The organism is Ruegeria sp. SATB027, assembly GCF_059613825.1.
This window is the reverse complement of the sequence record NZ_JBXWTH010000032.1, coordinates 76,097-99,264: the sequence shown is the minus strand read 5'-3', so window position 1 is coordinate 99,264 and position 23,168 is coordinate 76,097. Positions and strand designations below refer to the sequence as shown.

Annotated in this window: 27 protein-coding genes; 10 read left to right on the top strand and 17 right to left on the bottom strand. The window is 58.0% G+C overall.

The genetic code is table 11. The features are described from left to right. Positions 1–102 precede the first annotated feature (102 nt). The 4 genes from AC2FPW_RS08135 (at position 103) to yddG (ending at position 4,297) form a co-directional block, all read left to right on the top strand. Positions 103–1,278 carry an acetyl-CoA C-acetyltransferase gene (locus AC2FPW_RS08135; protein ID WP_209598663.1) on the top strand — a complete coding sequence of 392 codons (1,176 nt, stop codon included), beginning with the start codon at positions 103–105 and terminating at the stop codon, positions 1,276–1,278. A gap of 187 nt (positions 1,279–1,465) precedes the next feature. Next, entirely contained in the window at positions 1,466–2,188 is a 723-nt protein-coding gene (gene phbB, locus AC2FPW_RS08130; protein ID WP_209506587.1) for an acetoacetyl-CoA reductase, read from the top strand. A 298-nt stretch (positions 2,189–2,486) separates the two neighbouring features. Next, positions 2,487–3,434 (top strand): transcriptional regulator GcvA, encoded by a 948-nt coding sequence (locus AC2FPW_RS08125; protein WP_496813171.1) that lies wholly within the window; start codon positions 2,487–2,489, stop codon positions 3,432–3,434. Further along, on the top strand, positions 3,431–4,297 hold the full coding sequence (yddG, locus tag AC2FPW_RS08120; protein ID WP_496813170.1) for an aromatic amino acid exporter YddG: 867 nt from the start codon (positions 3,431–3,433) through the stop codon (positions 4,295–4,297). Before AC2FPW_RS08125 ends, yddG begins: the two co-directional genes overlap by 4 nt. Here the strand turns inward: yddG and AC2FPW_RS08115 are convergent. The 3 genes from AC2FPW_RS08115 to AC2FPW_RS08105 all read right to left on the bottom strand — a co-directional run bounded on the left by AC2FPW_RS08115 (position 4,294) and on the right by AC2FPW_RS08105 (position 5,566). Continuing rightward, entirely contained in the window at positions 4,294–4,458 is a 165-nt protein-coding gene (locus tag AC2FPW_RS08115; RefSeq protein ID WP_083445267.1) for a YdcH family protein, read from the bottom strand. The two genes, yddG and AC2FPW_RS08115, sit on opposite strands and share 4 nt — an antisense overlap. 131 nt (positions 4,459–4,589) lie before the next feature. Continuing rightward, the gene (locus tag AC2FPW_RS08110; protein WP_496813169.1) at positions 4,590–5,354 is read right to left on the bottom strand and encodes a tRNA1(Val) (adenine(37)-N6)-methyltransferase; all 765 of its coding nucleotides are present in this window, start codon (positions 5,352–5,354) and stop codon (positions 4,590–4,592) included. Then, positions 5,351–5,566, bottom strand: coding sequence for a putative signal transducing protein (locus AC2FPW_RS08105; RefSeq protein ID WP_050604033.1), 216 nt, complete (start codon positions 5,564–5,566; stop codon positions 5,351–5,353). Before AC2FPW_RS08105 ends, AC2FPW_RS08110 begins: the two co-directional genes overlap by 4 nt. A 56-nt stretch (positions 5,567–5,622) precedes the next feature. Here AC2FPW_RS08105 and AC2FPW_RS08100 point away from each other — a divergent pair, with 56 nt between their 5' ends. Next, a complete protein-coding gene (locus AC2FPW_RS08100; RefSeq protein ID WP_496813300.1) occupies positions 5,623–6,621 on the top strand; it encodes a polyprenyl synthetase family protein in 999 nt (332 codons plus the stop codon). Here the strand turns inward: AC2FPW_RS08100 and AC2FPW_RS08095 are convergent. The 4 genes from AC2FPW_RS08095 to soxR form a co-directional block, all read right to left on the bottom strand. Next, entirely contained in the window at positions 6,614–7,435 is an 822-nt protein-coding gene (locus AC2FPW_RS08095) for a 4-(cytidine 5'-diphospho)-2-C-methyl-D-erythritol kinase (RefSeq protein WP_496813168.1), read from the bottom strand. The two genes, AC2FPW_RS08100 and AC2FPW_RS08095, sit on opposite strands and share 8 nt — an antisense overlap. Then, positions 7,425–9,095: a tetratricopeptide repeat protein gene (locus tag AC2FPW_RS08090; RefSeq protein ID WP_480910341.1), complete on the bottom strand. Its 1,671-nt coding sequence runs from the start codon at positions 9,093–9,095 to the stop codon at positions 7,425–7,427. The genes AC2FPW_RS08095 and AC2FPW_RS08090 overlap by 11 nt, the downstream gene beginning before the upstream one ends. A 145-nt stretch (positions 9,096–9,240) precedes the next feature. Beyond that, positions 9,241–10,887: an electron transfer flavoprotein-ubiquinone oxidoreductase gene (locus tag AC2FPW_RS08085; protein ID WP_480899229.1), complete on the bottom strand. Its 1,647-nt coding sequence runs from the start codon at positions 10,885–10,887 to the stop codon at positions 9,241–9,243. Positions 10,888–11,023: 136 nt separating this feature from the next. After that, the gene (gene soxR, locus AC2FPW_RS08080) at positions 11,024–11,479 is read right to left on the bottom strand and encodes a redox-sensitive transcriptional activator SoxR (RefSeq protein WP_209598669.1); all 456 of its coding nucleotides are present in this window, start codon (positions 11,477–11,479) and stop codon (positions 11,024–11,026) included. Positions 11,480–11,560: 81 nt separating this feature from the next. Here soxR and AC2FPW_RS08075 point away from each other — a divergent pair, with 81 nt between their 5' ends. The 3 genes from AC2FPW_RS08075 to AC2FPW_RS08065 all read left to right on the top strand — a co-directional run bounded on the left by AC2FPW_RS08075 (position 11,561) and on the right by AC2FPW_RS08065 (position 13,656). Beyond that, entirely contained in the window at positions 11,561–11,941 is a 381-nt protein-coding gene (locus AC2FPW_RS08075; RefSeq protein ID WP_209598670.1) for a VOC family protein, read from the top strand. Between the two features lie 234 nt (positions 11,942–12,175). Then, entirely contained in the window at positions 12,176–12,646 is a 471-nt protein-coding gene (gene greA / locus AC2FPW_RS08070) for a transcription elongation factor GreA (protein ID WP_209506599.1), read from the top strand. A gap of 14 nt (positions 12,647–12,660) precedes the next feature. Further along, positions 12,661–13,656: a hypothetical protein gene (locus AC2FPW_RS08065; RefSeq protein WP_496813167.1), complete on the top strand. Its 996-nt coding sequence runs from the start codon at positions 12,661–12,663 to the stop codon at positions 13,654–13,656. On the opposite strand, the gene AC2FPW_RS08060 is transcribed toward AC2FPW_RS08065, so the two are convergent. Genes AC2FPW_RS08060 through fdhD form a run of 5 tightly spaced genes read right to left on the bottom strand, consistent with a single transcriptional unit; the run spans position 13,653 to position 18,388 of the window. Further along, on the bottom strand, positions 13,653–14,198 hold the full coding sequence (locus AC2FPW_RS08060) for a GNAT family N-acetyltransferase (protein WP_496813166.1): 546 nt from the start codon (positions 14,196–14,198) through the stop codon (positions 13,653–13,655). The two genes, AC2FPW_RS08065 and AC2FPW_RS08060, sit on opposite strands and share 4 nt — an antisense overlap. Positions 14,199–14,242: 44 nt before the next feature. Next, positions 14,243–16,312: a molybdopterin-binding protein gene (locus AC2FPW_RS08055; protein ID WP_496813165.1), complete on the bottom strand. Its 2,070-nt coding sequence runs from the start codon at positions 16,310–16,312 to the stop codon at positions 14,243–14,245. Further along, entirely contained in the window at positions 16,309–16,800 is a 492-nt protein-coding gene (gene mobB, locus AC2FPW_RS08050) for a molybdopterin-guanine dinucleotide biosynthesis protein B (RefSeq protein ID WP_496813164.1), read from the bottom strand. Before mobB ends, AC2FPW_RS08055 begins: the two co-directional genes overlap by 4 nt. Continuing rightward, positions 16,797–17,453: a molybdenum cofactor guanylyltransferase MobA gene (mobA, locus tag AC2FPW_RS08045; RefSeq protein WP_496813162.1), complete on the bottom strand. Its 657-nt coding sequence runs from the start codon at positions 17,451–17,453 to the stop codon at positions 16,797–16,799. The genes mobB and mobA overlap by 4 nt, the downstream gene beginning before the upstream one ends. Continuing rightward, a complete protein-coding gene (gene fdhD / locus AC2FPW_RS08040; protein WP_480899223.1) occupies positions 17,450–18,388 on the bottom strand; it encodes a formate dehydrogenase accessory sulfurtransferase FdhD in 939 nt (312 codons plus the stop codon). Before fdhD ends, mobA begins: the two co-directional genes overlap by 4 nt. On the opposite strand from fdhD, the gene AC2FPW_RS08035 reads away from it, so the two are divergent. Next, positions 18,387–19,097, top strand: coding sequence for an AzlC family ABC transporter permease (locus tag AC2FPW_RS08035; protein ID WP_267364536.1), 711 nt, complete (start codon positions 18,387–18,389; stop codon positions 19,095–19,097). The two genes, fdhD and AC2FPW_RS08035, sit on opposite strands and share 2 nt — an antisense overlap. Beyond that, positions 19,094–19,426 (top strand): AzlD domain-containing protein, encoded by a 333-nt coding sequence (locus AC2FPW_RS08030; protein ID WP_267364537.1) that lies wholly within the window; start codon positions 19,094–19,096, stop codon positions 19,424–19,426. Before AC2FPW_RS08035 ends, AC2FPW_RS08030 begins: the two co-directional genes overlap by 4 nt. Here AC2FPW_RS08030 and AC2FPW_RS08025 read toward each other — a convergent pair. The 5 genes from AC2FPW_RS08025 to AC2FPW_RS08005 form a co-directional block, all read right to left on the bottom strand. Further along, positions 19,415–20,047, bottom strand: coding sequence for a hypothetical protein (locus AC2FPW_RS08025; RefSeq protein ID WP_496813160.1), 633 nt, complete (start codon positions 20,045–20,047; stop codon positions 19,415–19,417). The two genes, AC2FPW_RS08030 and AC2FPW_RS08025, sit on opposite strands and share 12 nt — an antisense overlap. Positions 20,048–20,064: 17 nt before the next feature. Beyond that, positions 20,065–20,199 (bottom strand): aa3-type cytochrome c oxidase subunit IV, encoded by a 135-nt coding sequence (locus tag AC2FPW_RS08020; RefSeq protein ID WP_267364539.1) that lies wholly within the window; start codon positions 20,197–20,199, stop codon positions 20,065–20,067. 89 nt (positions 20,200–20,288) lie between these two features. After that, on the bottom strand, positions 20,289–20,828 hold the full coding sequence (locus AC2FPW_RS08015; RefSeq protein WP_480832343.1) for a hypothetical protein: 540 nt from the start codon (positions 20,826–20,828) through the stop codon (positions 20,289–20,291). Further along, a complete protein-coding gene (locus AC2FPW_RS08010) occupies positions 20,815–22,656 on the bottom strand; it encodes a glycerophosphodiester phosphodiesterase (protein ID WP_480832345.1) in 1,842 nt (613 codons plus the stop codon). Before AC2FPW_RS08010 ends, AC2FPW_RS08015 begins: the two co-directional genes overlap by 14 nt. 56 nt (positions 22,657–22,712) lie before the next feature. Then, positions 22,713–23,165, bottom strand: a complete 453-nt coding sequence (locus AC2FPW_RS08005) for a DUF6173 family protein (protein ID WP_267364542.1) — start codon at positions 23,163–23,165, stop codon at positions 22,713–22,715. Between the last annotated feature and the right edge of the window lie 3 nt (positions 23,166–23,168).

Here is a 23,168-nt window from a genome sequence, read left to right as displayed (position 1 = left end):
TACTTGAGCGGGGGATAACGGGGCGCTCTTGTTTCGAGAGGGAAACTCTCGGCCTGCGCCGTCAGACATTCCGCCAGACAATGACGGTAAAGGACTGATCATATGACCAACGTAGTAATCGCATCCGCCGCACGAACAGGTGTCGGCAGCTTTAGTGGTTCGTTTGCGAACACCCCCGCACATGATCTGGGCGCGGCCGTCCTGGAAGCAGTTGTTGAGCGCGCCGGGATTGAAAAAGGCGAAGTCAGCGAAACCATCTTGGGTCAGGTGCTGACTGCGGCTCAGGGGCAGAACCCGGCTCGGCAGGCGCATATCAACGCTGGTTTGCCGCAAGAAAGTGCCGCCTGGGGCATCAACCAGGTTTGCGGCTCGGGCCTGCGTGCGGTCGCATTGGGCGCTCAGCATATCCAACTCGGCGATGCCGACATCGTCGCCGCTGGCGGTCAAGAGAACATGACCCTGTCGCCCCACGCAGCTGCCCTGCGCGCCGGTCACAAGATGGGCGATATGAAGTATATCGACACCATGATCCGCGATGGTCTGTGGGATGCCTTCAACGGTTATCACATGGGTCAGACGGCGGAAAATGTTGCCGAGAAATGGCAGATCAGCCGCGACATGCAGGATGAATTCGCTGTTGCTTCGCAGAACAAGGCCGAGGCGGCGCAAAAAGCTGGCAAATTTGTCGACGAAATCGTGCCCTTCACCATCAAGACCCGCAAGGGTGACATCGTGATGGACAAGGACGAATACATCCGCCACGGCGCTACAATGGAAGCCATGGCAAAGCTGCGCCCCGCCTTTACCAAGGACGGATCGGTCACTGCTGCAAACGCTTCGGGCCTGAACGACGGCGCGGCCGCAACCCTGCTGATGTCAGCTCAAAACGCAGAGAAGCGCGGAATCGAACCTTTGGCGCGCATCGCGTCCTACGCAACTGCCGGGCTGGACCCGTCGATCATGGGCGTTGGCCCGATCTACGCTTCGCGCAAGGCATTGGAAAAAGCAGGTTGGTCCGTCGACGATCTGGACCTGGTTGAAGCCAACGAAGCCTTTGCCGCGCAGGCCTGCGCAGTGAACAAAGACATGGGCTGGGATCCGTCGATTGTGAACGTGAACGGCGGCGCAATTGCCATCGGCCACCCAATCGGCGCATCAGGTTGCCGCGTTCTGAACACGCTGCTGTTCGAAATGAAGCGCCGCGACGCAAAGAAAGGTCTGGCCACCTTGTGCATCGGCGGCGGCATGGGTGTCGCCCTGTGTGTGGAGCGCGACTAAGTGCGCCAATAACCAAATAAAAAAGGGCGTCCATGGGACGCCCTTTTTTGTTACACTGGGGTCGTACCCCTTAGATGCGACGATATTGCCATCCGAAATAAACACCTTAACGACGAAACAATATTGCGCACAAACATCTCTCAAAGTAACAGCATTACCAAGGCGACTAAAATTGGAGGAGTCCTAAATGGCACGTACAGCACTCGTTACCGGCGGTTCCCGCGGCATTGGCGCAGCAATTTCCAAGGCGCTCAAAGCCGAAGGATACAACGTTGCGGCCACCTATGCAGGGAATGACGAAGCCGCCGCGAAATTCACCGAAGAAACCGGCATCAAGACCTACAAGTGGAACGTCGCCGATTATGACGAATCCAAAGCGGGCATCGAAAAGGTCGAGGCCGAGGTTGGCCCCATCGACATCGTTGTCGCCAACGCAGGCATCACCCGTGATGCACCTTTCCACAAAATGACACCCGATCAGTGGAAAGACGTGATCGACACCAACCTGACCGGCGTGTTCAACACTGTGCACCCTGTCTGGCCCGGCATGCGCGAGCGCAAATTTGGCCGTGTCATCGTCATCAGCTCGATCAACGGCCAGAAAGGTCAGTTCGCTCAGGTGAACTATGCTGCGACCAAGGCGGGCGATCTGGGCATCGTTAAATCTCTGGCGCAGGAAGGCGCGCGAGCGGGCATCACGGCCAACGCGATCTGCCCCGGTTATATTGCAACCGAGATGGTGATGGCGGTGCCCGAAAAGGTACGCGAATCGATTATTGGCCAGATCCCCGCCGGTCGTCTGGGCGAGCCCGAAGAGATTGCACGCTGTGTGACCTTCCTGGCCTCGGACGAATCTCAGTTCATCAACGGCTCGACCATCTCGGCCAACGGCGCCCAGTTCTTCGTCTGATCTGCAATCAGAATTGTGAAAACGGGCCGGTCCATTAGGGCCGGCCCATCCTTATCCCGTAAGATCGCGCGCGCTGCGATCAGCGGGAACCCAATACCCAATTCCACAACTGCCGGACCACCTTGCCACGCTCTTCATGCGCGCGCAGGATCGCCACTTGGGCGGCGGGATTTGTTGTCATCTCGATCATGGTAGCCGCCTTTCAATTCAGTTTTGCTTGACCTGATGTGAATATGAAGGTCACCTATGATCATGACAAACGAAGTTTCCTGAACCTTCAGTTAAGAATTTCTCGACCATGAGTGATTATCTGCCCCCACTTACCGCGCTTCGAGCTTTTGATGCCGCGGCCCGGCACATGTCCTTCGCGAAAGCGGCGGAAGAGCTGCACGTGACGCCAGCGGCCCTGTCCTTTCAGATCAAATCGCTTGAGGAGCATCTGGGTCGCCCTCTGTTCCGCCGTCTGAACCGTGCTGTGGAACTGACCGATGCGGGCCGCGCCTTGGCCCCCGGCGCGGCAGAGGGCTTTGCCACATTGCAAAGCGCGTGGCGTGCTGTACGCAGGCAGGAGGAAGACACCGGACTGACCGTCACCGCAGGCCCGGCACTGACTGCAAAGTGGCTCGCACCTCGCCTTTACGAATTCGCCCGTGCACATCCGGAAATCGACCTGAAATTCTCGGCCACATTGCGCAACATGGATCTGGAGCGGGATGATGTGGATGTTGCCATCCGGTTTGGCAATTCCGCCGATGAGGGGCTGTATTCCGTACCTGTAAGAAAAGAGTGGCTGACCCCGGTCATGACCCCGGAACTGGCAGAACAATTCGCCACCCCAGACAGCCTGCGCGACGCACCGTTGATCCACGACGATTCGATCAATTTTCTGACCCCGCCCTGCGACTGGCCTGCCTGGTTCCGCGCTGTGGGTATCGATTTCATCCCCACTCATGGCGCGCATTTTTCCAACGCAGATCACGCGATTGACGCCGCTGTCGCCGGTGTTGGTGTCGCCCTTGGACGGCGCGCCATGATCCTCAAGGACTTGACCGAGGGTCGGCTGGTTGCCCCCTTCAAGGTCGCGCTGGAAACGCAGGGCCGGTTCCGGTTCCTGTGCCTTCCTGGGGCCGAGAAACGCCCTCAGATCGCAGCCTTTCGGGATTGGTTCCTGACCGAGATTGAAAAGACCGCGCATTTTTCGGATGAGTTCGACATTATTCCGATCGAAGAGGTTTCCGGATCATGACCAAAACGCGCGCAACAGCCATCGGCTTTGGGGCCGTACTATTATGGGCTTTGCTGGCGCTTTTGACCGTCGGCTCTGCACCCACACCGCCATTGCTGTTGAACACGATCTGCTTTTCGATTGGTGGTACGCTTGGGTTGATCTGGACAGCCGCAACCGGTGGGTTTAGCGGGTTGAAACAGGTCCCCTGGACGACCTACCTGCTCGGTTCATTGGGTCTGTTCGGGTACCACGCATTGTATTTTTCAGCCCTGCGTATGGCCCCCGCGGCCGAGGCCGGGTTGATTGCCTATCTCTGGCCCCTTCTTATCGTTCTGTTTTCCGGCCTGCTACCGGGCGAGCAGCTTCGCACTGGTCACTTGATCGGGGCATGCCTTGGCTTTGCTGGGGCTGCTTTGATCATCACCGGAGGCGGGAGCGCCGGTTTTCAGGCACAACACCTGCCGGGATATGCATTGGCCCTGCTTTGCGCCCTGACATGGTCAGGCTATTCGGTTTTGTCGCGCAAATTGGGGGGTACACCGACCAGTTCGGTTGCGGTCTTTTGTCTGATGGCTGCGATGGCTTCGGGTCTGCTGCATCTGGCCATAGAAGACACCGTGCTGCCCGACACGACACTGGGGTGGTTATCGGTATTGGCACTTGGCCTCGGGCCCGTTGGACTGGCCTTTTATGTATGGGATATCGGGGTAAAGCAGGGTGATATTCAAATGCTCGGGACCTCATCTTATGCGGCCCCGCTTTTGTCGACACTTGCTTTGGTGATGGCCGGGATCGCTGCCCCATCCTGGGTGCTGGCGATCGCGGCCTTTCTGATTACCGGCGGGGCCTTGATCGCGGCCCGTTCCAGTTTGAAATCTTAAGCAGACAGTCGCTCGATCTCTTCCTTCAGCTTGAGCTTCTGTTTCTTCAGCTGGGCTATGTGGAGATCATCGATGCCTGGCGAGCGTTGGGCTTGTTCTACTTCTAAACCGAGAGATTCGTGCTTTTTCTTCAGTTCTGTCAGATGTGCGCTCACGCTCATTGCGATCCTCCTTTTATACGTGTCTGAATGTCACGTAAGAAGTTGATCACATCGTTTCCACCCTGTCACGCTGCAGACGCACAGAATCTGAAACAAATCCGACAAAATCGGCTGGACATTGCCGGTCGTCGTCAAAACCCGGGCAGGGCAGCGGCCTTCCGGAGCACGGCCGAAATTGCATCCGTATAGCTTTCGCCGTCTTTTTCGTGACGTTCACCCGCGTGCACAATCAAAGGTGGGTGGAGGCGAAATGCCGCACGCCCTCCTTTGCGGGCGCGCAGAATGATCAGCTCAGCCTCTCGCCCTGTCCGTGGGCTTAGCGGCAACAACTCTACCGATCCCAGCAACCCCTGGCACGCTGCCAGCATGTCGGGCAGTCGATCGGCTTTCTGGATCATGTGCAGGTACCCTTTTGGCGCAAGGCGTTTGGCAGCCACTGCAATCCAGTCGGCCAACTGGGTGTCTTCGCTCAGGGCCACACTTCGTCCCGCATCCTTTGCAGGGCTGTGCGCCCCCGCCCGATAATAGGGCGGATTCGCAATGACGTGATCGAACTGGCGCTGCCGAAACGCCTCAGGCAAAGCGGTCAGATCAGCTTGGACAACTTCCAGCTCTATCCGGTTGATTTCCGCATTTCTGCGGGCCAATTCCGCATAGGCAGGCTGTAGCTCGATACCTGTCAGATGCAGACCGGGCACTCGGGAGGACAAGCAAAGAATGGCAGCCCCTGCGCCGCACCCCAGCTCCAACACGGACTGACCTGCGCTGGCCGGAACGGATGCGGCAAGCAATACCGGGTCGACCCCGGCACGATAACCCGACTGAGGTTGCAGCAATCGGACCCTGCCCCCCAAGAAATCATTGCAGCTGAGTTCACTATCGGAAAACCGGGTCATCGGCCCAGCGGAATTTCATTGTCGCGCATCACACGTTCGGCACGGGTCAGGTCTTCGGCGCGAACCATCAGTCGGCGGGGAAAGATTCCGATCCCACCTTCGAGGATGCTCATATTTACGTCCATCTGAAAGCAGTCTATATCCTCGCCTTCAAGGAGAGCGGATGCAAAGGCCAGGATCGTCGGATCGGTACTGCGCAATAGTTCTTTCATGGGGATGGATGTAAGGGCAAGGCGGGGCGGAAGTCGAGCCTTGTATCAGGAGAATGATGACCGTCGGCATGATCTCAAAACCGCATGAGCGCCTCGCTGATATATTGGCGGGTGAAATGGAGGCTGTGAATACGTTGATCCGCACCCGGATGGCGTCGGACCATGCCCCACGTATCCCCGAAGTGACCCAGCATCTGGTCGAAGCGGGCGGAAAGCGCCTGCGCCCGATGCTGACATTGGCAGCCGCGCGGCTGTTTGGCTATTCGGGCGAGCACCATGTACGCCTTGCTGCCACGGTCGAGTTCATCCATACCGCTACCCTTCTGCACGACGACGTTGTGGATGAGAGCGCGCAGCGGCGCGGACGCCCGACCGCAAATCTACTTTGGGACAATAAATCCAGTGTGCTGGTCGGTGATTACCTGTTTTCTCGCAGCTTCCAATTGATGGTCGAAACGGGTTCGCTGCGGGTTCTGGATATCTTGGCCAATGCCTCAGCAACCATCGCCGAGGGCGAGGTGCTGCAAATGACCGCAGCAACCGACCTGCGGACAGATGAAAGCGTTTACCTACAGGTCGTGCGCGGTAAGACAGCAGCTTTGTTTTCAGCTGCGACCGAGGTGGGCGGCGTGATCGCCGGTGCATCGGAAGAACAGATCAAGGCCCTGTTCGATTATGGTGACGCATTGGGGATCGCATTCCAGATTGCAGACGACCTGCTGGACTATCAAGGGGACAGCAAGACAACCGGCAAGAATGTGGGCGATGATTTCCGCGAACGAAAGCTGACCCTGCCTGTCATCAAGGCTGTTGCACAGGCCACGCCCGAAGAACGCGCATTCTGGGAGCGTACGATCGAAAAAGGCCGCCAACAGGACGGTGATCTGGATCATGCGCTGGGTTTGATGGACAAATACGCAACGCTGGAAAAAACCCGGCAGGACGCTTTGGGCTGGGCGAAAAAGGCAAAGGCTTCTTTGGATGTTCTGCCCGATCATGAAATTCGCAGCCTGCTGCGCGAACTGGCCGATTACGTGGTCTCGCGTCTTAGTTAAGCTGCGTCGCGCGGCACCACCAGTCAGGATGCGCCGCACCGATCTCATAGGCCGCGAGATGCGCGTCTTTCATTGTGGGATATAGGGCAAAACAGGTTGATCCTGACCCCGACATGCGCGTCACAAGGGCACGACTGGTCATGTTCAACTCGTCCAGAACCTGCTCGATCTCACGTGCAACGCCCATGGCAGGTACCTGCAAGTCGTTGCGTTGATCACGCAACCAAAGGGCACAGGCTACAGCGTCTTCAAAATCTGGAACCAGCTCAGGCATCGGCGGATTGTCTCGGGACGCCAGCGCGTTGAAAACGGCTCCTGTCGGCACCGGCACATTCGGGTTGACCAAAAGGGCAGGAAGGTTCGGAAGGTTCACCGCCGCCAAACAATCGCCAATGCCTTGCATTCTGATCGCCCGGTTTTCGAGACAAACGGGCACATCTGCCCCCAGTGACAACGGCAGGTCAGGCGGGATGTCACGGCCCAGACCGCCCAGCATATTCAGCGTGGCCGCCGCATCCGATGACCCACCCCCTATACCTGCCCCGTGGGGCAGACACTTGATCAGGTCGATATGCCCGGTCCAGCCGGCGCCTTCGGCCGCTTTCCAGGCCAGATTACGGCTGTCCGTGGGCACGCCTTCAGCAAACTCCCCACTCACGTCCATAGTCAGCTCGGGGCCGGGTGTGAATGTCAACTGATCGCCGAGATCAGCAAAAACCACTAACGAATCCAACAGGTGATAACCGTCCTTACGACGTCCGGTCACATGCAGGGTCAGGTTGATCTTGGCGGGCGCAAACGCCTTAATTTCCATTTGCGACTTTCAAAGGTTCCGCACCTTCTTCGGCCAGAACGGCACTTAGTCCGACCTCGATCTTGCGTCGAATGCGATCTGGGTCAGCCTCGCCATCTGTGTCTTCGGGGTCAACAAAGGACAGCGCCCGCTTCCATTGGAACTCGGCCTCGCGCGCACGTCCAACAGCCCAATAGACATCCCCCAGATGATCATTGACGACCGGATCAACAGGCATCAGCTCGACCGCGCGCTCCATATGCTCGACCGCTTCTTCGTAACGACCCAGACGGAACAGAACCCAACCCAGACTATCCACGATGTAGCCACTATCCGGGCGGGCTTCGACCGCGCGTTGGATCATGTCCAGCGCTTCATCCAGCTTTTCTTTCCGTTCTACCAAAGAATAGCCCAAGTAGTTCAGCACCTGCGGCTGATCCGGATTCAACTCCAGCGCCCGGCGGAAATCGGTTTCAGCCTGATCCCACTGCTTCAGCCGCTCGTGGCTTATGCCGCGCGCGTAGTGCAGGAACCAATTCCCACCTGCCTGACTGTCCGTCAAAGCAATCGCAGTGTCATAAGAGGCAACCGCAGCCGCATAGTTTTCCTGACGACGCTGAAGATCTGCCAGAGAAACATGCACGCTGGGCAAATCAGGGTTTTGCAGCGCCAGGTTTTGCAGAACTTCGATGGCCGCATCGGTTTTTCCGGATTTATCCAGGATTTCGGCTCGTCCAAGTTCTGCGGCATGGTGGTCATTGCTGCCTGCCGGGACCATACGATAGGCGGCAACAGCCAGATCATACTGTTGCAGCTTGTCCAGCAATTCCGCGCTCAGCAGAATGGCGTCCACGTGGTCAGGGCGCAGAAAGCTCGCCAGTCGCGCGTAAAGCAGGACATAGTCAGCCGAAGCCTCGCTGTTCAATGCGGCACCAACGGTAAAGAATATTTCCGCCATGCCATCCAGCGCAGAGCCCGCATGGGTGAACGGAAGCGTCTCGCCCGCGGTCAATTGGCCGGTATAGGCTTCAATGGTCGGATCGCTACCGGAAACAAACACATCGTCCAGAAATCGAATGGCGTCTTCGTTGCGATCCAGCTGTGACAGCACCTCTGTACGGGCCAGCGCGGCCCGACGCGAGAACCGCGCAACCGCGCCGTTATTATCCGCAAATATCACCTCGGCACCTTCGAAATCGCCGATAGAGGCCAGTGCCATGGCTTTGTGATACAGCGCAAATTCCCTGAGGCCTTCCTGCGTGGCCACGGCATCGAACTGCTCCATGGCCTTCGTCATTTCACCTTGCCCCAGATGGGCCCATGCGATCATCAGCCCATCAACCAAAGGACCGATCCCCTGCGTTTCAGGGTCACGCGCCAGAAGTTCGTCAAACTTGCCGTCAGCAATCAAATTGGCCGAAATCGCCATGCGCGCGGCCTGGCTGGGAAGGTTGGCTTCCTCGATCTGCTTTGCAACGGGCAAAGCACGGGCAATTTCCCCCAGCGCAAGGCGGGCGACAACAACGCTTTCCAAGAGCAGCGCGTTTTCCGGATCAAACCTGAGAGCCTGGGCGTAGTATCTTTCCGCCGCAGAATAGTCGCTTTCGTAGATCGCCTGACGCCCGGCCAGATATGAACCGGCACCCGAATCCGAATAGGCCGGAACTGCGACCGACGACATGAGCAGCACGGACAATGCCGCGCGACGAACCAGGGAAACCACCGAAATCCTGCCTTACTATCGTTGACTGACGGTTAAGCTAGGGCTTCGGTCGGCAAGAGGCAATGGCAGAGCCTTCACGACCCTGCCATTGCCGGTTTTTTGCTTACATGTTCGGATAGTTTGGTCCGTCGCCACCCTGCGGCGTGGTCCAGGTGATATTCTGGCTTGGATCCTTGATGTCACAGGTTTTGCAGTGAACGCAGTTCTGGAAGTTGATGACGAATCGCGGACCGTTGTCATCCTCGACCATTTCGTACACGCCTGCCGGGCAATAGCGCTGCGCCGGTTCGTCGAACTTGGGCAGGTTGACCTTGACCGGGATATCCGGGTCCGTCAGGCGCAGGTGGCAGGGCTGGCTTTCCTCGTGATTGGTTGCCGCAAAGGACACGTTGGTCAGACGGTCAAAGGACAGCGTGCCATCGGGCTTGGGATAATCGATCGGCTTGTGCTTGCTGGCTTCCTCGGTCGACTGGGCATCGTTCTTGCCATGCCCTAGCGTACCAAAGAGCGAAAAGCCCAATGTGTTGGTCCACATGTCCAAACCACCCAGCACCAGCGAGGGGATCATGCCCCACTTGGACCACATCGGCTTGACGTTGCGCACCTTCTTCAGGTCCTTGCCAATTGCGCCATTGCGGACATCGGCCTCATAAGCGGTCAGCTCATCGCCCGAACGGTCAGCCTTGATCGCGTCATAAGCAGCCTCAGCCGCGGCCTTACCCGACAGCATCGCATTGTGGTTGCCCTTGATGCGCGGCACGTTGACCATGCCCGCGGAACAGCCCAGCAGCGCCACGCCCGGCGCCACCAGCTTGGGCATCGATTGAAGGCCGCCTTCGGTGATCGCACGGGCACCGTAAGCCACGCGCTTGCCGCCTTTCAGCAGCTCGGCCACCATCGGGTGATGCTTGAAGCGCTGGAATTCCATGTAGGGGTACAGGTGCGGGTTCTTGTAGTTCAGGTGAACCACAAAGCCGACATAGACCTGATTGTTTTCAAGATGATAGATGAACGACCCGCCGCCTGCGTTGCCGCCCAGAGGCCAGCCCATTGTGTGCGTGACCGTACCTTCCTTATGCTTGGCCGGATCGATCTCCCAGATCTCTTTCATGCCGACGCCGTATTTCTGCGGCTCTTTGCCGGCAGACAAGTCGTATTTGGCGATGACTTCCTTGGACAGTGAGCCGCGCACACCTTCCGACAGGAAGACGTATTTGCCGTGCAATTCCATACCCGGCTCGGTGTTGGGGCCATAAGAGCCGTCCGCTTCCAGACCAAAGACACCGGCCACTACGCCTTTGACTTCACCGTTATCGCCGTAAACCAGTTCGGAACAGGCCATGCCGGGGAAGATTTCCACGCCCAGTTCCTCAGCCTGCTCGGCCATCCAGCGGCAAACATTGCCCATCGAAACGATGTAGTTGCCATGGTTGTTCATCAGCGGCGGCATCGGGAAGTTGGGGATGCGGATTTTACCTGCCTCGCCCAGCATGTAGAAATTGTCTTCATGCACCGGCACGTTCAGCGGAGCACCCTTAGCCTTCCAATCCGGGATCAAAGCATCCAGCCCGCAGGGATCGAGAACTGCGCCAGACAGGATATGAGCGCCCACTTCCGAGCCCTTTTCCAGAACGACAACGTTCAGATCCGCATCCAGCTGTTTCAGACGAATGGCCGCCGACAGGCCCGCAGGACCTGCGCCTACGATCACCACGTCATATTCCATTGCTTCGCGTTCAATCTCGGCCATCGCGGGCTCCCTAGCTTACTTTCCGAATTGGCGCTGTCACTGCAGGATCTGCGCAATTTTGTTTCACGGCTGATTACATGGTCAGTAAGACTTTGGTCAATCGAAACACGGCGTAACAAGGGCGCTATTCGACACATCAGTCCTCTGGTGCATCACCCATCAGGTATCTGGGACCGCTACCATGGGATTTTGCCCTGTCATCGGGGTTATAAAGCTTGCATTTCGGCAAGCTGAGGCACCCACACCCGATGCAGCCGTCCAGATTGTCGCGCAATCGCATCAGGGTATCGATTCGCTGATCCAGATGAGTGCGCAACCGCACGCTTATGGCTTTCCAATCCTGAGGTGTCGGTGTTCGCTTTCCCGGCAAGCCCGACAAGACCTCGCGAATTTCAGGCAAGGTCAGGCCGAACTGCTGTGCGATCATGACAAAGCTCAGCCGCCGGATATCCGCCCGCTGGTAACGTCGCTGCCCACCCGCATTGCGCCAGGGCGCAATCAAACCCTGTGCTTCGTAATACCGGATCGCTGAAACGGCCAACCCCGTACGTCGGGCCAATGCCCCGATTGCCAACCCTTCTGAAACAGCCATGTCGCCCTCGAAGAAATACCTTGACCTAAAGTTAGGTTTAGAAATTACGGTGAGTCGAAACAAGCCAAAAAAGGAGATCCCATGATGGCAACGCTTGAACATACCAATTTCACTGTCAGCGACCCACAGGCCTCGGCCGCCTGGATGCAGCAGGTCTTTGGCTGGAAAACACGGTGGGAAGGACCCGCAATATCAGGCGGATACACGGTGCATGTCGGATCGGCCCACACCTATCTTGCGCTTTACAAACCAGATGCGCCGAAACCATTGGTCGAAAGCAGCTACGATATCGTCGGCGGGCTGAATCATGTTGGTGTTCTGGTCGAAGATATCGATGCAACCGAGGCCAAGGTGCGCAAGGCCGGGTTCGAACCCCATAATCATGCCGATTACGAACCGGGGCGTCGGTTCTATTTCAGGGATGACAACGGCATCGAGTTTGAAGTGGTTCAATATGATTGAGATGCTGTGGCTCTGCACGCCTTCAAAGCGATGGTGCAAGGGTGGGCAACCGGACCATCGCCATAGGCCACACCCGAAACAATCCCGCCGGCGCAATGTTGCAAATTGATCGCTGCACCTGCTGACACCCCTTGCAATTCACGTGGTATTTGGGTCAGGTAATCGTCAACCTAGGACTCGCCCCGACGCTTCTGTGCGGCGGGGCGAGTCAGTTTATGCGTGGACGTAGAGAGTATGGAAAAGATCCCGATGACGCCTGCGGGCAATGCCGCACTCGCAGCTGAGCTGAAGAACCTCAAATCCGTCGAACGCCCTGCGATCATCGAAGCCATCGCATCGGCGCGAGAACTTGGCGACCTGAAAGAAAACGCCGAATATCATTCAGCCCGCGAAAAGCAGGGGTTTATCGAAGGTCGCATCAAGGAACTGGAAGGTATCCTGTCACTGGCGGATGTAATTGACCCTGCAAAACTGTCCGGCGCGATCAAGTTTGGCGCAAAGGTTACATTGGTTGACGAGGATACCGACGAAGAAAAGACGTGGCAGATCGTCGGTGAATATGAAGCCAATATCGAAGCTGGCCTTTTGAATATCAAATCCCCCATCGCCCGCGCCCTGATCGGCAAGGACGAAGGTGACAGTGTCGAGGTGCGCACCCCTGGCGGCGTGCGCTCTTATGAAATTCTGAGTATCAAGTACGCCTGACCGGAGCGCATGTAATGTCGGGGCCCAAACCTGACCCGGAAACTGAAAGACCGACTTCGCTGGGCATCTATGACCGCCCAAAGGCACCGTCTGTCACCGAGATTGAGATTGCCGCATTGGTGCTCAGCCTGATTTGGCTGGTGGTGTCGGTTGTTTTTCTGGTGTTGCCGGGTAAGGCGCAGAGCGGTGGTTTTGTTGTCACCTTTCTGGCCGTTTTCATGCCTGTGGCGATGATCTGGGTCGCCGCGACTGCCATGCGTGCCAGCCGCGTGATGCGCGAGGAAAGCGCGCGGCTGCAAACTGCGATTGATGCGATCCGTCAGGCGTATGTCGCGCAGCAGCAGCGCGCATCCAGCACCTACGAACCTGCGGTAGCAAAGAAACTGGATGAGATCGCAGCCGCGACGCGAAAAACCGAAAGCGCGCTGGCAACATTTTCGACCAAGCGCACAACGCCCCCTTACGCCCCTGCAAAACCACTCGTTGCGGGTGCTCAAACCTCGCTTGAACTGGGCACATCTGCGGAAGAAATTGCGCCACCGCTGAGCACCGATACCTTTATCCGCGCCTTGAACTTCCCGGAAACTCAGAATGACACCGAAGGGTTCAATGCCCTGCGCGTGGCGCTGAAAGACCGCAAGACGGCGCAGATCGTGCAAGCCTCGCAGGATGTTCTTACACTGCTCAGCCAGGAAGGCATCTATATGGACGACCTGCGCCCTGACATGGCCCGGCCCGAAATCTGGCGTCAGTTCGCGAAGGGCGCGCGGGGTCGCGCCGTTGCCGCGCTGGGGGGTGTACGCGACAGGTCCTCGCTGGCGCTGACAGCTGCGCGGATGAAACAGGATCCCATTTTTCGCGACGCCGCCCACCATTTTCTTCGCCGCTTCGACAAGATGATGGCCGAGTTCGAGCCCACCGCAAGCGATGCAGAACTGAGCGCGTTGGGTGAGACCCGCACCGCGCGGGCGTTCATGTTGCTGGGGCGCGTAGCCGGGACGTTTGATTAATCAGGCAAAACGATCCAAGACATCTTGGTCGCGCTGCTGAAACCAAACACATAACTTAAAGGCCCAGTTTTTTCTTCACCCACAGCCCGAAATCCTTCGCGCTCATATAAAGCGCGGGCGCGGGGGTTTGTGTCGATAACGTCAAGCTGAACCACTGACATGTTTTGTTTCCGCGCTTCACACTTAACGGCACCCAGCAAGGCAGTACCAACCCCTTTGCCACGCGAGCCCGCGGCCACAAATATGCCATCCATCTGAAACACGCCGGGTTTCAGTTCGCGCTCCAAAATGCTGAGGATGAGGGCGCGCCAAATGGCCCCAAGCCAGCCATAGACCTTTGCTAGGTCTGACATTCCGCCTCCGGCCAATGCACCATCGCGTGTCTTGAAACCTGCAAGCCCCAAAATCCGGTCTTCCTTGTCCCGTGCAACAAGCGCGAAATCCGGGTTCAACGAAGTTTCGAAAAAAGCCAGCCCCTTTTCATCCGGACCCATGACTTTGTTCAGTTTCGCCGAAAATGCCTGCCAGAACAGGGTCGCCACCAGTGGGCGTTCCGCATCAGAAAAACCGCGTGAGACCGTTATTTTCACAACCCAAAACTGCCATACGGGATAAACCGAACCATATCACCGGGTTGGATATGCCGGGCACCATCTTCTATTTCGACCAGCCCTTCGGCCCAGCTGAGCCCGCTGATCCGGCCCGACCCTTCTGACTTGAAGACTTCAACCCGGCCTTCCCGTATGCGCGCGCGCAGGTATTCGCGGCGGCCCGGTTTCTTGCGTTTTTCAAAGGCAGCGGGCACTTCGAACCCTTGCGGCTCGATCCAGCCTTCGCCAGACATCAGGCCCAGCGCCGGTCGCGCAAAGATTAGGGTGCAGACCAAGGCGGCAACGGGATTGCCGGGCAGTCCAAAGACCGGAGTTCCGGACCACAACCCCAAAGCCAGAGGGCGACCGGGTTTCAAGGCGATCCGCCAGTGTTGCATCGCCCCCGCCTGGCGCAGCAAGGCAGATACGTGGTCTTCGTCACCAGCAGAAGCGCCACCACTCGTCAGTATCACATCTGCCTGTTCCGCAGCCTGATCCAGCCGTTCCCGCAGGGCGTCCCGATCATCTGAAACACGCCCCATATCCACAGGTACAAACCCCAGCCTTTCGACCAGAGACAACAGCATCGGGCGGTTGGCGTCGAATATCTGACCCGGTCCGGCGCACTCTCCGGCGTCGATCAGTTCATCGCCGGTCGATACCACGGCGACACGCAGCGGCTCGCGCACCTTCACCTCGGCAATGCCCAAAGCGGTGAGCAGCGCAAGGTCAGCCGGTGTCAATCGGCGCCCTGTAGGCAGGGCCAGATCGCCTGCGGCCACATCCTCGCCCGCTTGCCTGGTATTTGCCCCCTTTTTCAGCGGGCCGTGGAATGCGATATGCCCGTCTTTAACTGTGACATCCTCTTCCAGAATAACCGTATCCACCCCGTCAGGCAGCGCGGCACCCGTCAGAACGCGCACTGCCTGACCCTCGGGAACATCACCGTCGAACGGGATACCGGCTGCTGCACGCCCATCGACCAGCGGCAGGACCTGTGGCCCATCTGAAACCGGACCAGCGAACCCGAACCCATCCACGGCTGTATTCGGCTGCGGCGGGTTGGAACGTTGGGCTGTCACATCTTCTGACAGAATGCGCCCACTCGCCTTTTTCAGCGCGACCACCTCGACCGAGGTAATCGGATGCAACCTGCCGCGCAAATAGGCCAAGGCGTCATCAACCGGCGTCCACTCCACACCCGCTGGCAGCGCAAAACAATCGTTGCGCAATGGTGGCGGGGCTATGTTCGGCTTTTTCTGAGTCACACCCAATATCCAGCCTTCCTCTGCCGCTGAAACATCTAATTGCGCTTTCAACTCCTGCTCTGTCAAACGCGACAGAGTCAAGGCGACCTGTTCGACCTGCCAAGCATCCTTGATCCGCCCGTCCGGTGGCGCACCCAAGCTGAGCGACGGCCAGATTTCCACAAAGGCAACGGGTCTATCCAACGACTCGAACGGCCAGACCGCGACTTGTCCGGCAAAGCGATGGCGGAGCCTGCTCAGAACTGGAAGCCCCATCATCACCTGCCCACCGACCGCGCCTGCACCCGCCATCTGCCAGCAGGTGAAACTGCCTTTTGCCAAGGCTTCAACCGCACGACGGTCGGAAAACGGATTGGAATAGCCCGTCTTGGTTCGCGGCAAACCATCAATGTCACGCCCGAGGCCATTCATCCAAAATGGGCCTCTTCCTCCGAGTTGTCGATTGACCCGGCCCGCCAAGTCGAAACGATTGTTCGTTTTCGGACCGTCTTCGACATGCTGTTCGAACCAGTCCCACAAGGTCAAGGGGTCATCCGTTCCGGTGATCGCGCGGGCAAAGCCCTTCGGGTATCCAAAAGGGAAATCGAACCCCAGAAACAGGCGGCGACCTGCCTTCAGTTCGGTGCGGATCAGGGCATCCAGCCACGCCTCGGCAAGCGCCCGGTTGCGCAGGTATTCGGGTTCCTGTGCCTGCCCTTCACGCGCAAGACAGACCCAGATCGCGTCTTTGCGCGGTGTTGGTCCGGTGTCATTTCCACCAGACCAGTCCACCATGGCAAAGGTCTGGAACAGGGTCACAAACCGACCTCATCCAATATGAAGTCCGCGATCCTGACTGTGTCGTTCAGGTCGAAAACCGGGCGATCTAGTTCCAGCGCCGTGTCGCTGGCAACGGCTCGAATGGTATCGTTTTCAATCGCGATCAGAGGGTTTCCCGCCTCGGCGCGAAACGCCTCGATCTTTGGGTGGCCTTCCCGCTTGAAGCCTTCAACCAGCACCAGATCAACCGGTGAAAGCCGCGCCAGCAGTTCGCCCAATGGCGGCTCGGGTGCGCCGCGCAGCTCTTGCATCAAGGCAACGCGCTGCCCCGACGCAAGCAACACCTCGCTGGCGCCAGCAACGCGGTGACGATGACTGTCCGTGCCCGGCTGATCCACATCGACGCCGTGATGCGCGTGCTTGACGGTTGAGACGGTAAAGCCCCGCCCCGTGATCTCGGCCACCAGCCGTTCCATCAGCCCTGTTTTGCCTGCGTTTTTCCAGCCAGTGACGCCGTAGACTCTCATACCTGCTCCAACAATGTCCGGGCGCGGTCCAAATCGTCAGGCGTATTGACGTTGAAGAACGGATCAAACGGGTCGGCCTGGAACAAAGCCTCGCGCCCGTCGTGTTTATCAGTCCACAGCACGACCTTGCGCAACCCGTCCGTCAGAGCCGCCCGCAGATCATCGCGCAGAGCCACAGGCCAGAGCCCAAAGGTCGGGTGCCGGTTGACCCGCCTGCCCCCACCGGATTTCAGCGCTTCGTCGCCCGTTCGCGGAGTAGTGGCCAAGACCAGAGGATGCACCTGCCCCGCTGCCGCCTCTTGCAGACGCGCCACCAGATCACGAGGGAAGAACGGTGTATCTGCGGCAGCCGTTACGATGCTGTCGGCCCCCTGATCTGCCGCCCAATCTAGCCCCGCCAGAACGCCGGCCAAAGGGCCAGCGAAGCCTTCAATTGTGTCAGGCAGAACAGGTAGTGTCAGACCGCTGAAACGCTTGGGGTCACCATTTGCGTTCAGGGCCAAACCATCGACTTGAGGAGACAGCCGGTCAGCGACATGGGACAGTAGGGTCTGCCCGCCAATCTTCAATAGGCCTTTATCACCACCGCCCATCCGGGTGGCCTGCCCGCCTGCGAGGATAACGCCGAGAGGTTTTCTGTTTTCATCACTCATTGGCTACTCTTCCGCCGGTGTTTCCTGTCTTCGGCCACAACCGTCGACGGGTCCACATCACGAACCAACCGTTCCTCACCGGAAAGACAAACAAAGCGCTGTCCGCGCATCCGACCGATCAGCGTAAGGCCGACCTCACGCGCGATCTCGACACCCCAGGCGGTAAAGCCGGAACGGGACGCCAACACGGGAATGCCCATCATCGCCGTTTTGATCACCATCTCGGATGTCAGGCGACCGGTGGTGTAAAGGATCTTGTCCTCTGCCGAAGCACCCTCGGACAGCATCCAGCCTGCGATCTTGTCGACAGCGTTATGGCGACCCACGTCTTCCATATAAACCAGCGGGCGGTTTTCGCGGCACAGTACAGTCCCATGAATTGCCCCGGCCTCAAGATAAAGCGACGGGGTGCGGTTGATCTTGGCCGCCAGTTCGTAAAGCCACGAGGTCCGCACCTGCACTTGTGGCAGTTGAACGCCCTCAAGGCCCTCCATCATGTCCCCGAACACCGTTCCCACAGCGCAGCCACTGGTGCGTGTCTTTTTCTTCAGCTTGTCTTCGTACGAAGTCGCGCGTGCGGTGCGGACAACAACGGTTTCAAGATCATCATCGTAATCGACACGGGTAATCTCATCATCAGCCAGCAACATGCCCTGATTTCGCAGAAAACCCAGCGCCAGGTACTCGGGATAATCGCCAATGGTCATCGCCGTCACAATTTCCTGCGCGTTGAGGAAGATCGTCAGTGGGCGCTCTTCAACTACTGAAATCTGGCTGACCTCGCCATTCTGGTCCACACCCTCGACCGCACGGGTCAGGCGGGCCGCGCCCGGATCAGGAGCGATTACATAGTCTGACACGTCGGTTTCGGTGACCAATTGCAACCCCTCCACAAGACCGATACTGCTGCTGGCGTCACCATAGGATTTAGCCATGGCCTCTGCCACATCCAAGTCATACTTCTGGAAAGGTTTTCGCGACGGCACGCCGTTTGTCTTCGTGGCTGTGCCTTTTGGTCTGTTGTTCGGTGTCTTCTCGACAGAAGCCGGGTTGAATATCGTGCAGACCATCGCCTTTTCCATCACCGTTTTTGCAGGCGCTGCGCAGTTTACAGCTCTGCAACTTCTGCAGGATGAAACGCCGACAATCATCGTTTTGATCTCGGCCCTGGCAGTGAACCTGCGGGTTGCGATGTATTCCGCATCACTGACGCCGTTTCTGGGTGCCGCGCCCTTGTGGCAGAGAGCATGTGCGGCTTACCTGATCGTTGATCAGTCTTACGCCTGTTCAATCGCGCAGTTCGAAAAAGAGCCTGATCTGACGATCCCCCAGCGAATGGCCTATTTCCTGGGTTCGGTCACTCCGATCACACCGCTGTGGGTTTTGGGAACCTGTCTGGGTGCCGTGCTGGGTGCTCAAATACCGGAAAGCTGGGCGCTGGACTTTGCCCTGCCGATCACCTTTCTGGCGATGATTGGGCCAATGATGCGTACGCTGGCCCATGTCATTGCCGCCCTGGTCGCCATTGTTGTTGCCCTGCTGACCGTGAGTGTGCCGTTCAATCTGGGCCTGCTGATCGCGGGCGCAGCAGGGATGATGGCCGGTGCGCAGGCAGAATTGATGCTAAAGCGGAACGCGCCATGAACCAGATCGACCAGACAACAATATGGATCATCATCGCGGGTCTTGCGGTGGGCAGCTATGCTTTGCGCTTTACCTTCATCGGTCTCGTCGGTGATCGCCCGATGCCGCCCTGGTTGTTACGTCACCTTCGATATACAGCCGTGGCCATCCTGCCCGCACTGATCGCGCCGCTGGTGGTTTGGCCTGCAGCCACCGAAGGACAACCGGATATACCCCGTATGTCGGCCGCAGCGGTTGCATTGTCTGTGGGCATTCTAACCAAGAATGTGCTGGCCGCCATCTTTACCGGGGCGGCAACACTTTACATATTGCTGTATTTAGTTGGATGAAGCCGCGTCCAGCTGGTTCAGGCGCGCATTGTTGAACGCCAGTCCCTTCTGCAGGTCCGCGTCGTCGTTTTCACGGTACTCCGCCGTTTGAACGCCTTGCAACGCTCCAAACTGATCGGACAGTTTGACCGGATAGAATGTGGTCGTGATCTGTTCGAACCCCGGAACCTGCTGCAACAGTTGCGAGGTAGAGTTTGCACAGAATGCACCAGCTACCGGGCCCATCTGCTTGGCCAGTTGCAGTGCAATTTCGGCCTGCTGCGGAGTGACCTCGATCGTCTGGATGCGCGCATAATGTGTTTCGCGGGCGTGGCTGCTGCGATATGCACGTTCGACATTCGGGGTAATACCGTACAGCACATCGTTCCTGATCGGTACAACATCCGCCCGGAACGATCCTGCCGGGTCGAAAATAACCCGCTCACTGCCGCTGATCATCAGCGACGTATGCGCGCCCGAACCAGTCCGGGTGCTGATCATCGTGTACAAGGTCAGGGTCGATGGCCCCGGATCGCGATAGGAGCGGGACGTGATTTCAGTCTGATCCGCCTGCGGGCGCTGTGATGCAGCGCAACCAGTCAACGTTGCGGCCAAAAGACACGCAGTCAATATCCTGAGCAAAGCCGCCCCCGAGTTGCTTACGAGGCGAAAACTGCCAGGAACAGGCACAACAAGGCGATTGCAACCACACACCAGGTAGTGGCTTTGATGAAACCGTTAAAAGTTTTGGTTTGAACGTCGATGTTCATTTCGCCGTGCTTGTATTCAGCCATGAGTCTCAGAATCCCAATTCGCGTGTTTGACCTGTTGGATAATGGAAAACAAAACGCCTGTCACCACGTCATTCGCGCGCAGGGCGCGCTTACTTGAGGACCGAGCATCCTGGATACCCAAACCCCCACCGCCAGGGCAGGCCGCTGCACGGCCCGCCACCGAAACGAACCGCCCCATACATGGCATCCGCAGTGATCGCATGAATGGTGCGGATCTGATCAGGTTCCATATCGTAGCGATCCGCATATTCGTCGGCGTTCAGATCTCCATGCGCCGCAACACAGGCATGCAGGGCATCGTCCGCCGCCAAACGCGCGTCATAGCTTTCCTCGGCCGAATCCGCGCCGCCAGCATTGTGATATGCCCGGTCGTGGATCACACAACAGTTTTCCCAAGGTGGATGTTCTTCAAAAAGTTCACCAACCTGCGGGAATTGCTTTGCCACCCAGCGCCAGCTTGCAGACAACCCACCCGAACACCCGTCTGTTTCAAATGGTTGCAGCTCGGCTCCGTTGCTCTGGTCCATCAAGGCGCGATGGGCAGGCATTTCGAACCGGCGCATCAAGTCCTGTGCCAAGGCAACATGCGGAATGATGAGTAACAGCAGCGACAGATTAAGGGCTTTCATCGCGCATCGCCTTGGTGTCGACCTGTAATCCGAACGCCGTGGCCAGCCACAACATCAGCCGCTCTGCCGGTCCCATTTCAGCGCGCACGCGCAGAACCTCATTGGCCATAGCCGGGCGATCGGTAATCAGACCATCAACGCCCATAGACGCCATTTTGGACATCTGCAGCGGATCGTTCACTGTCCAGACATAGATATCCTTGCCGGCATCGTGAACCTTTCGGATCAGGCCCGGCGTCGCCATCCCTGCGTTAACGGCGACAAACTCGCCCTCCAACCCCGACAGATCACCAACGGCTGTGGCCGCCAATACACCCGAACGCCAGTCCGGGCGCAGTTTCTTCATCTTTTGGACAGCCGGGTATTTCAACGACATGGTGGCGACGTCGTCCTGCATCTCCAACTCTTCCACCAGTTTGATCACCCGGTTTTCCAGATCGATATCATGGCCATAGTATTTCAGTTCGATAAGAACCCTGGACTTGCCTTTGGCCGCCTCCAGCACATCACGCAGAGTTGGCGTGCGTTCCGAGGCGTATTCCGGGTCGAACCAGCTGCCGATGTCGATATCGGCCACATCCGCCATTGTGGCATCCCAGACCTTCAGGTTAACACCCGCCAGCTTCATGAAATCGCTGTCATGGGCCACGATGATTACGTCATCCGCGGATTCCTGAACATCGATTTCAACCCAATCCGCGCCGTCCTCGATGGCTTTCAGAACCGAGGCCATCGTGTTTTCCGGCCGCAAGGCCGCAGCACCTCGGTGGCCAATGACCTCGGCATGATCTGGGGCCTGCACACGTTCCAGCAGACTTTGACCTGACCAAAGGCCAATACCCAACGCGGCTAGGGATGCACCCACTGTCACAAATACAGGCACCCGAATTTTCCGGGGCTCTGGGTGAGCGATCTTTTTTCCGTCTGTATCGAAAAACCCGTCCAGCAAGACGGCCAGCGCGCCCAGCGCCGTTGCTGCCAAAACCAGCCCCGCCAATGACCAGAGCCCAGCGACGACAAAACTGAAGGTCAGGGCCAGCTTGAGGTTGCCGCCGTCCTGCACGGGTACGAAAGTAAACAAATGGCTGGCCACTGCGGCAATCAAAGCGGCGATGACAAGGCGCATCCCCAGCCAAAGGACAAGCTCGATCTTCAACCGCCCGCGCTTGCCCTCCATTTTCTGCGCACTTTGGGCAAACGCTGCTTGGGGCGCAGTTCGTTCGAAAAGGACCAAATGCAGGGCCAGCGCCCAGGCGGACAGGCGGCGGATCAAAAGCCACGCCAGTACAAGAACAACCACTCCGATCAGAAGAACCGCCACCTTGAAGGCGGGGGGGCGGAAGGTCAGGTAATAGTTGATGTCATATTCAGTCAGCGTCCACCAAGCGATCAGGCCAGCGACAGCCACGAATGGCAGGGCAAGCAACAGGACACGCAGGATGAAACGCACGGCAAATCCGAACAACGCCGGGAAACGGGACAGGATCAATGCGAGCGCCGCACTGCCAGCACGCCAGGGATCCTGTTCGCCCATGCGCAGCGACCCGGCCATGACCGAGAACACAAAGACCTCAGCCAACAGAAACAAACTCAGAACTACAACAGACGAGATAAACCCGACCGGAGACAGCAGGAACATGGCAATGTCCTGATCGGTCAAGGCCGTCTGGTCAGACAGAGAGACTGCCAGATTGACCGCCAGCGCCACCCCTGGCGCAATCAACGCCACAAGCAGCAACCGGACAGCGATATAGATAGGCACAAAAACCCGACGCCGGGCCCAGGCCCCCGCGTAGGCATGTGTTACGGCATGGAAATATCTGCTCACGCGGTCGCCTCCGAACTGATACATTCATTCAAAGGCGCGCAAACGTGAATTGCAAGTCAGCTGTCTTTCAGGTCTGCAGCTAGGCGGAACCCGATGCGGTTGGCTGGCTTGTCTTCAACCGATTTGGGAAGCGCACGCAACATCACGTTCAACTGGCTGACATGTTGCACCAGTTGCGTGCGGGCTCCGGTCCCGTCGGACCCGTAAAAGGTTATCATGTCGGGGTCGAAATAACCCATCCCCTCGATCCGCATTACACCTGCATCGCCACCGGTGAACCCCATCGCGACCTCATGATCGCCGTCCAGCGTCTGTTCGAAATTCTGGATGTACAGGATTAACCGCTCGTATGCCCATTGTGCGGGGCTCTTGCTAGCCACCGGTTTTTTCAACGTCTCGGGCAGTTTTTTGCTTCCGGATTCGGCTTTGGGATCGGCGTGCACCTCGTAACACTTTGGCAAAGCTGCGGCTTCTGCGGCCTCGGCCGAGGTTTCGATCTGGTCCTGCATTCG

Bases quoted from the DNA above. Each gene is read 5' to 3' on its own strand.
- AC2FPW_RS08135 (WP_209598663.1), top strand. From the start codon at position 103: ATGACCAACGTAGTAATCGCATCCGCCGCACGAACAGGTGTCGGCAGC.
- phbB (WP_209506587.1), top strand. From the start codon at position 1,466: ATGGCACGTACAGCACTCGTTACCGGCGGTTCCCGCGGCATTGGCGCA.
- AC2FPW_RS08125 (WP_496813171.1), top strand. From the start codon at position 2,487: ATGAGTGATTATCTGCCCCCACTTACCGCGCTTCGAGCTTTTGATGCC.
- yddG (WP_496813170.1), top strand. From the start codon at position 3,431: ATGACCAAAACGCGCGCAACAGCCATCGGCTTTGGGGCCGTACTATTA.
- AC2FPW_RS08115 (WP_083445267.1), bottom strand. From the start codon at position 4,458: ATGAGCGTGAGCGCACATCTGACAGAACTGAAGAAAAAGCACGAATCT.
- AC2FPW_RS08110 (WP_496813169.1), bottom strand. From the start codon at position 5,354: ATGACCCGGTTTTCCGATAGTGAACTCAGCTGCAATGATTTCTTGGGG.
- AC2FPW_RS08105 (WP_050604033.1), bottom strand. From the start codon at position 5,566: ATGAAAGAACTATTGCGCAGTACCGATCCGACGATCCTGGCCTTTGCA.
- AC2FPW_RS08100 (WP_496813300.1), top strand. From the start codon at position 5,623: ATGACCGTCGGCATGATCTCAAAACCGCATGAGCGCCTCGCTGATATA.
- AC2FPW_RS08095 (WP_496813168.1), bottom strand. From the start codon at position 7,435: ATGGAAATTAAGGCGTTTGCGCCCGCCAAGATCAACCTGACCCTGCAT.
- AC2FPW_RS08090 (WP_480910341.1), bottom strand. From the start codon at position 9,095: ATGTCGTCGGTCGCAGTTCCGGCCTATTCGGATTCGGGTGCCGGTTCA.
- AC2FPW_RS08085 (WP_480899229.1), bottom strand. From the start codon at position 10,887: ATGGCCGAGATTGAACGCGAAGCAATGGAATATGACGTGGTGATCGTA.
- soxR (WP_209598669.1), bottom strand. From the start codon at position 11,479: ATGGCTGTTTCAGAAGGGTTGGCAATCGGGGCATTGGCCCGACGTACG.
- AC2FPW_RS08075 (WP_209598670.1), top strand. From the start codon at position 11,561: ATGATGGCAACGCTTGAACATACCAATTTCACTGTCAGCGACCCACAG.
- greA (WP_209506599.1), top strand. From the start codon at position 12,176: ATGGAAAAGATCCCGATGACGCCTGCGGGCAATGCCGCACTCGCAGCT.
- AC2FPW_RS08065 (WP_496813167.1), top strand. From the start codon at position 12,661: ATGTCGGGGCCCAAACCTGACCCGGAAACTGAAAGACCGACTTCGCTG.
- mobB (WP_496813164.1), bottom strand. From the start codon at position 16,800: ATGAGAGTCTACGGCGTCACTGGCTGGAAAAACGCAGGCAAAACAGGG.
- mobA (WP_496813162.1), bottom strand. From the start codon at position 17,453: ATGAGTGATGAAAACAGAAAACCTCTCGGCGTTATCCTCGCAGGCGGG.
- AC2FPW_RS08035 (WP_267364536.1), top strand. From the start codon at position 18,387: ATGGCCTCTGCCACATCCAAGTCATACTTCTGGAAAGGTTTTCGCGAC.
- fdhD (WP_480899223.1), bottom strand. From the start codon at position 18,388: ATGGCTAAATCCTATGGTGACGCCAGCAGCAGTATCGGTCTTGTGGAG.
- AC2FPW_RS08030 (WP_267364537.1), top strand. From the start codon at position 19,094: ATGAACCAGATCGACCAGACAACAATATGGATCATCATCGCGGGTCTT.
- AC2FPW_RS08020 (WP_267364539.1), bottom strand. From the start codon at position 20,199: ATGGCTGAATACAAGCACGGCGAAATGAACATCGACGTTCAAACCAAA.
- AC2FPW_RS08015 (WP_480832343.1), bottom strand. From the start codon at position 20,828: ATGAAAGCCCTTAATCTGTCGCTGCTGTTACTCATCATTCCGCATGTT.
- AC2FPW_RS08005 (WP_267364542.1), bottom strand. From the start codon at position 23,165: ATGCAGGACCAGATCGAAACCTCGGCCGAGGCCGCAGAAGCCGCAGCT.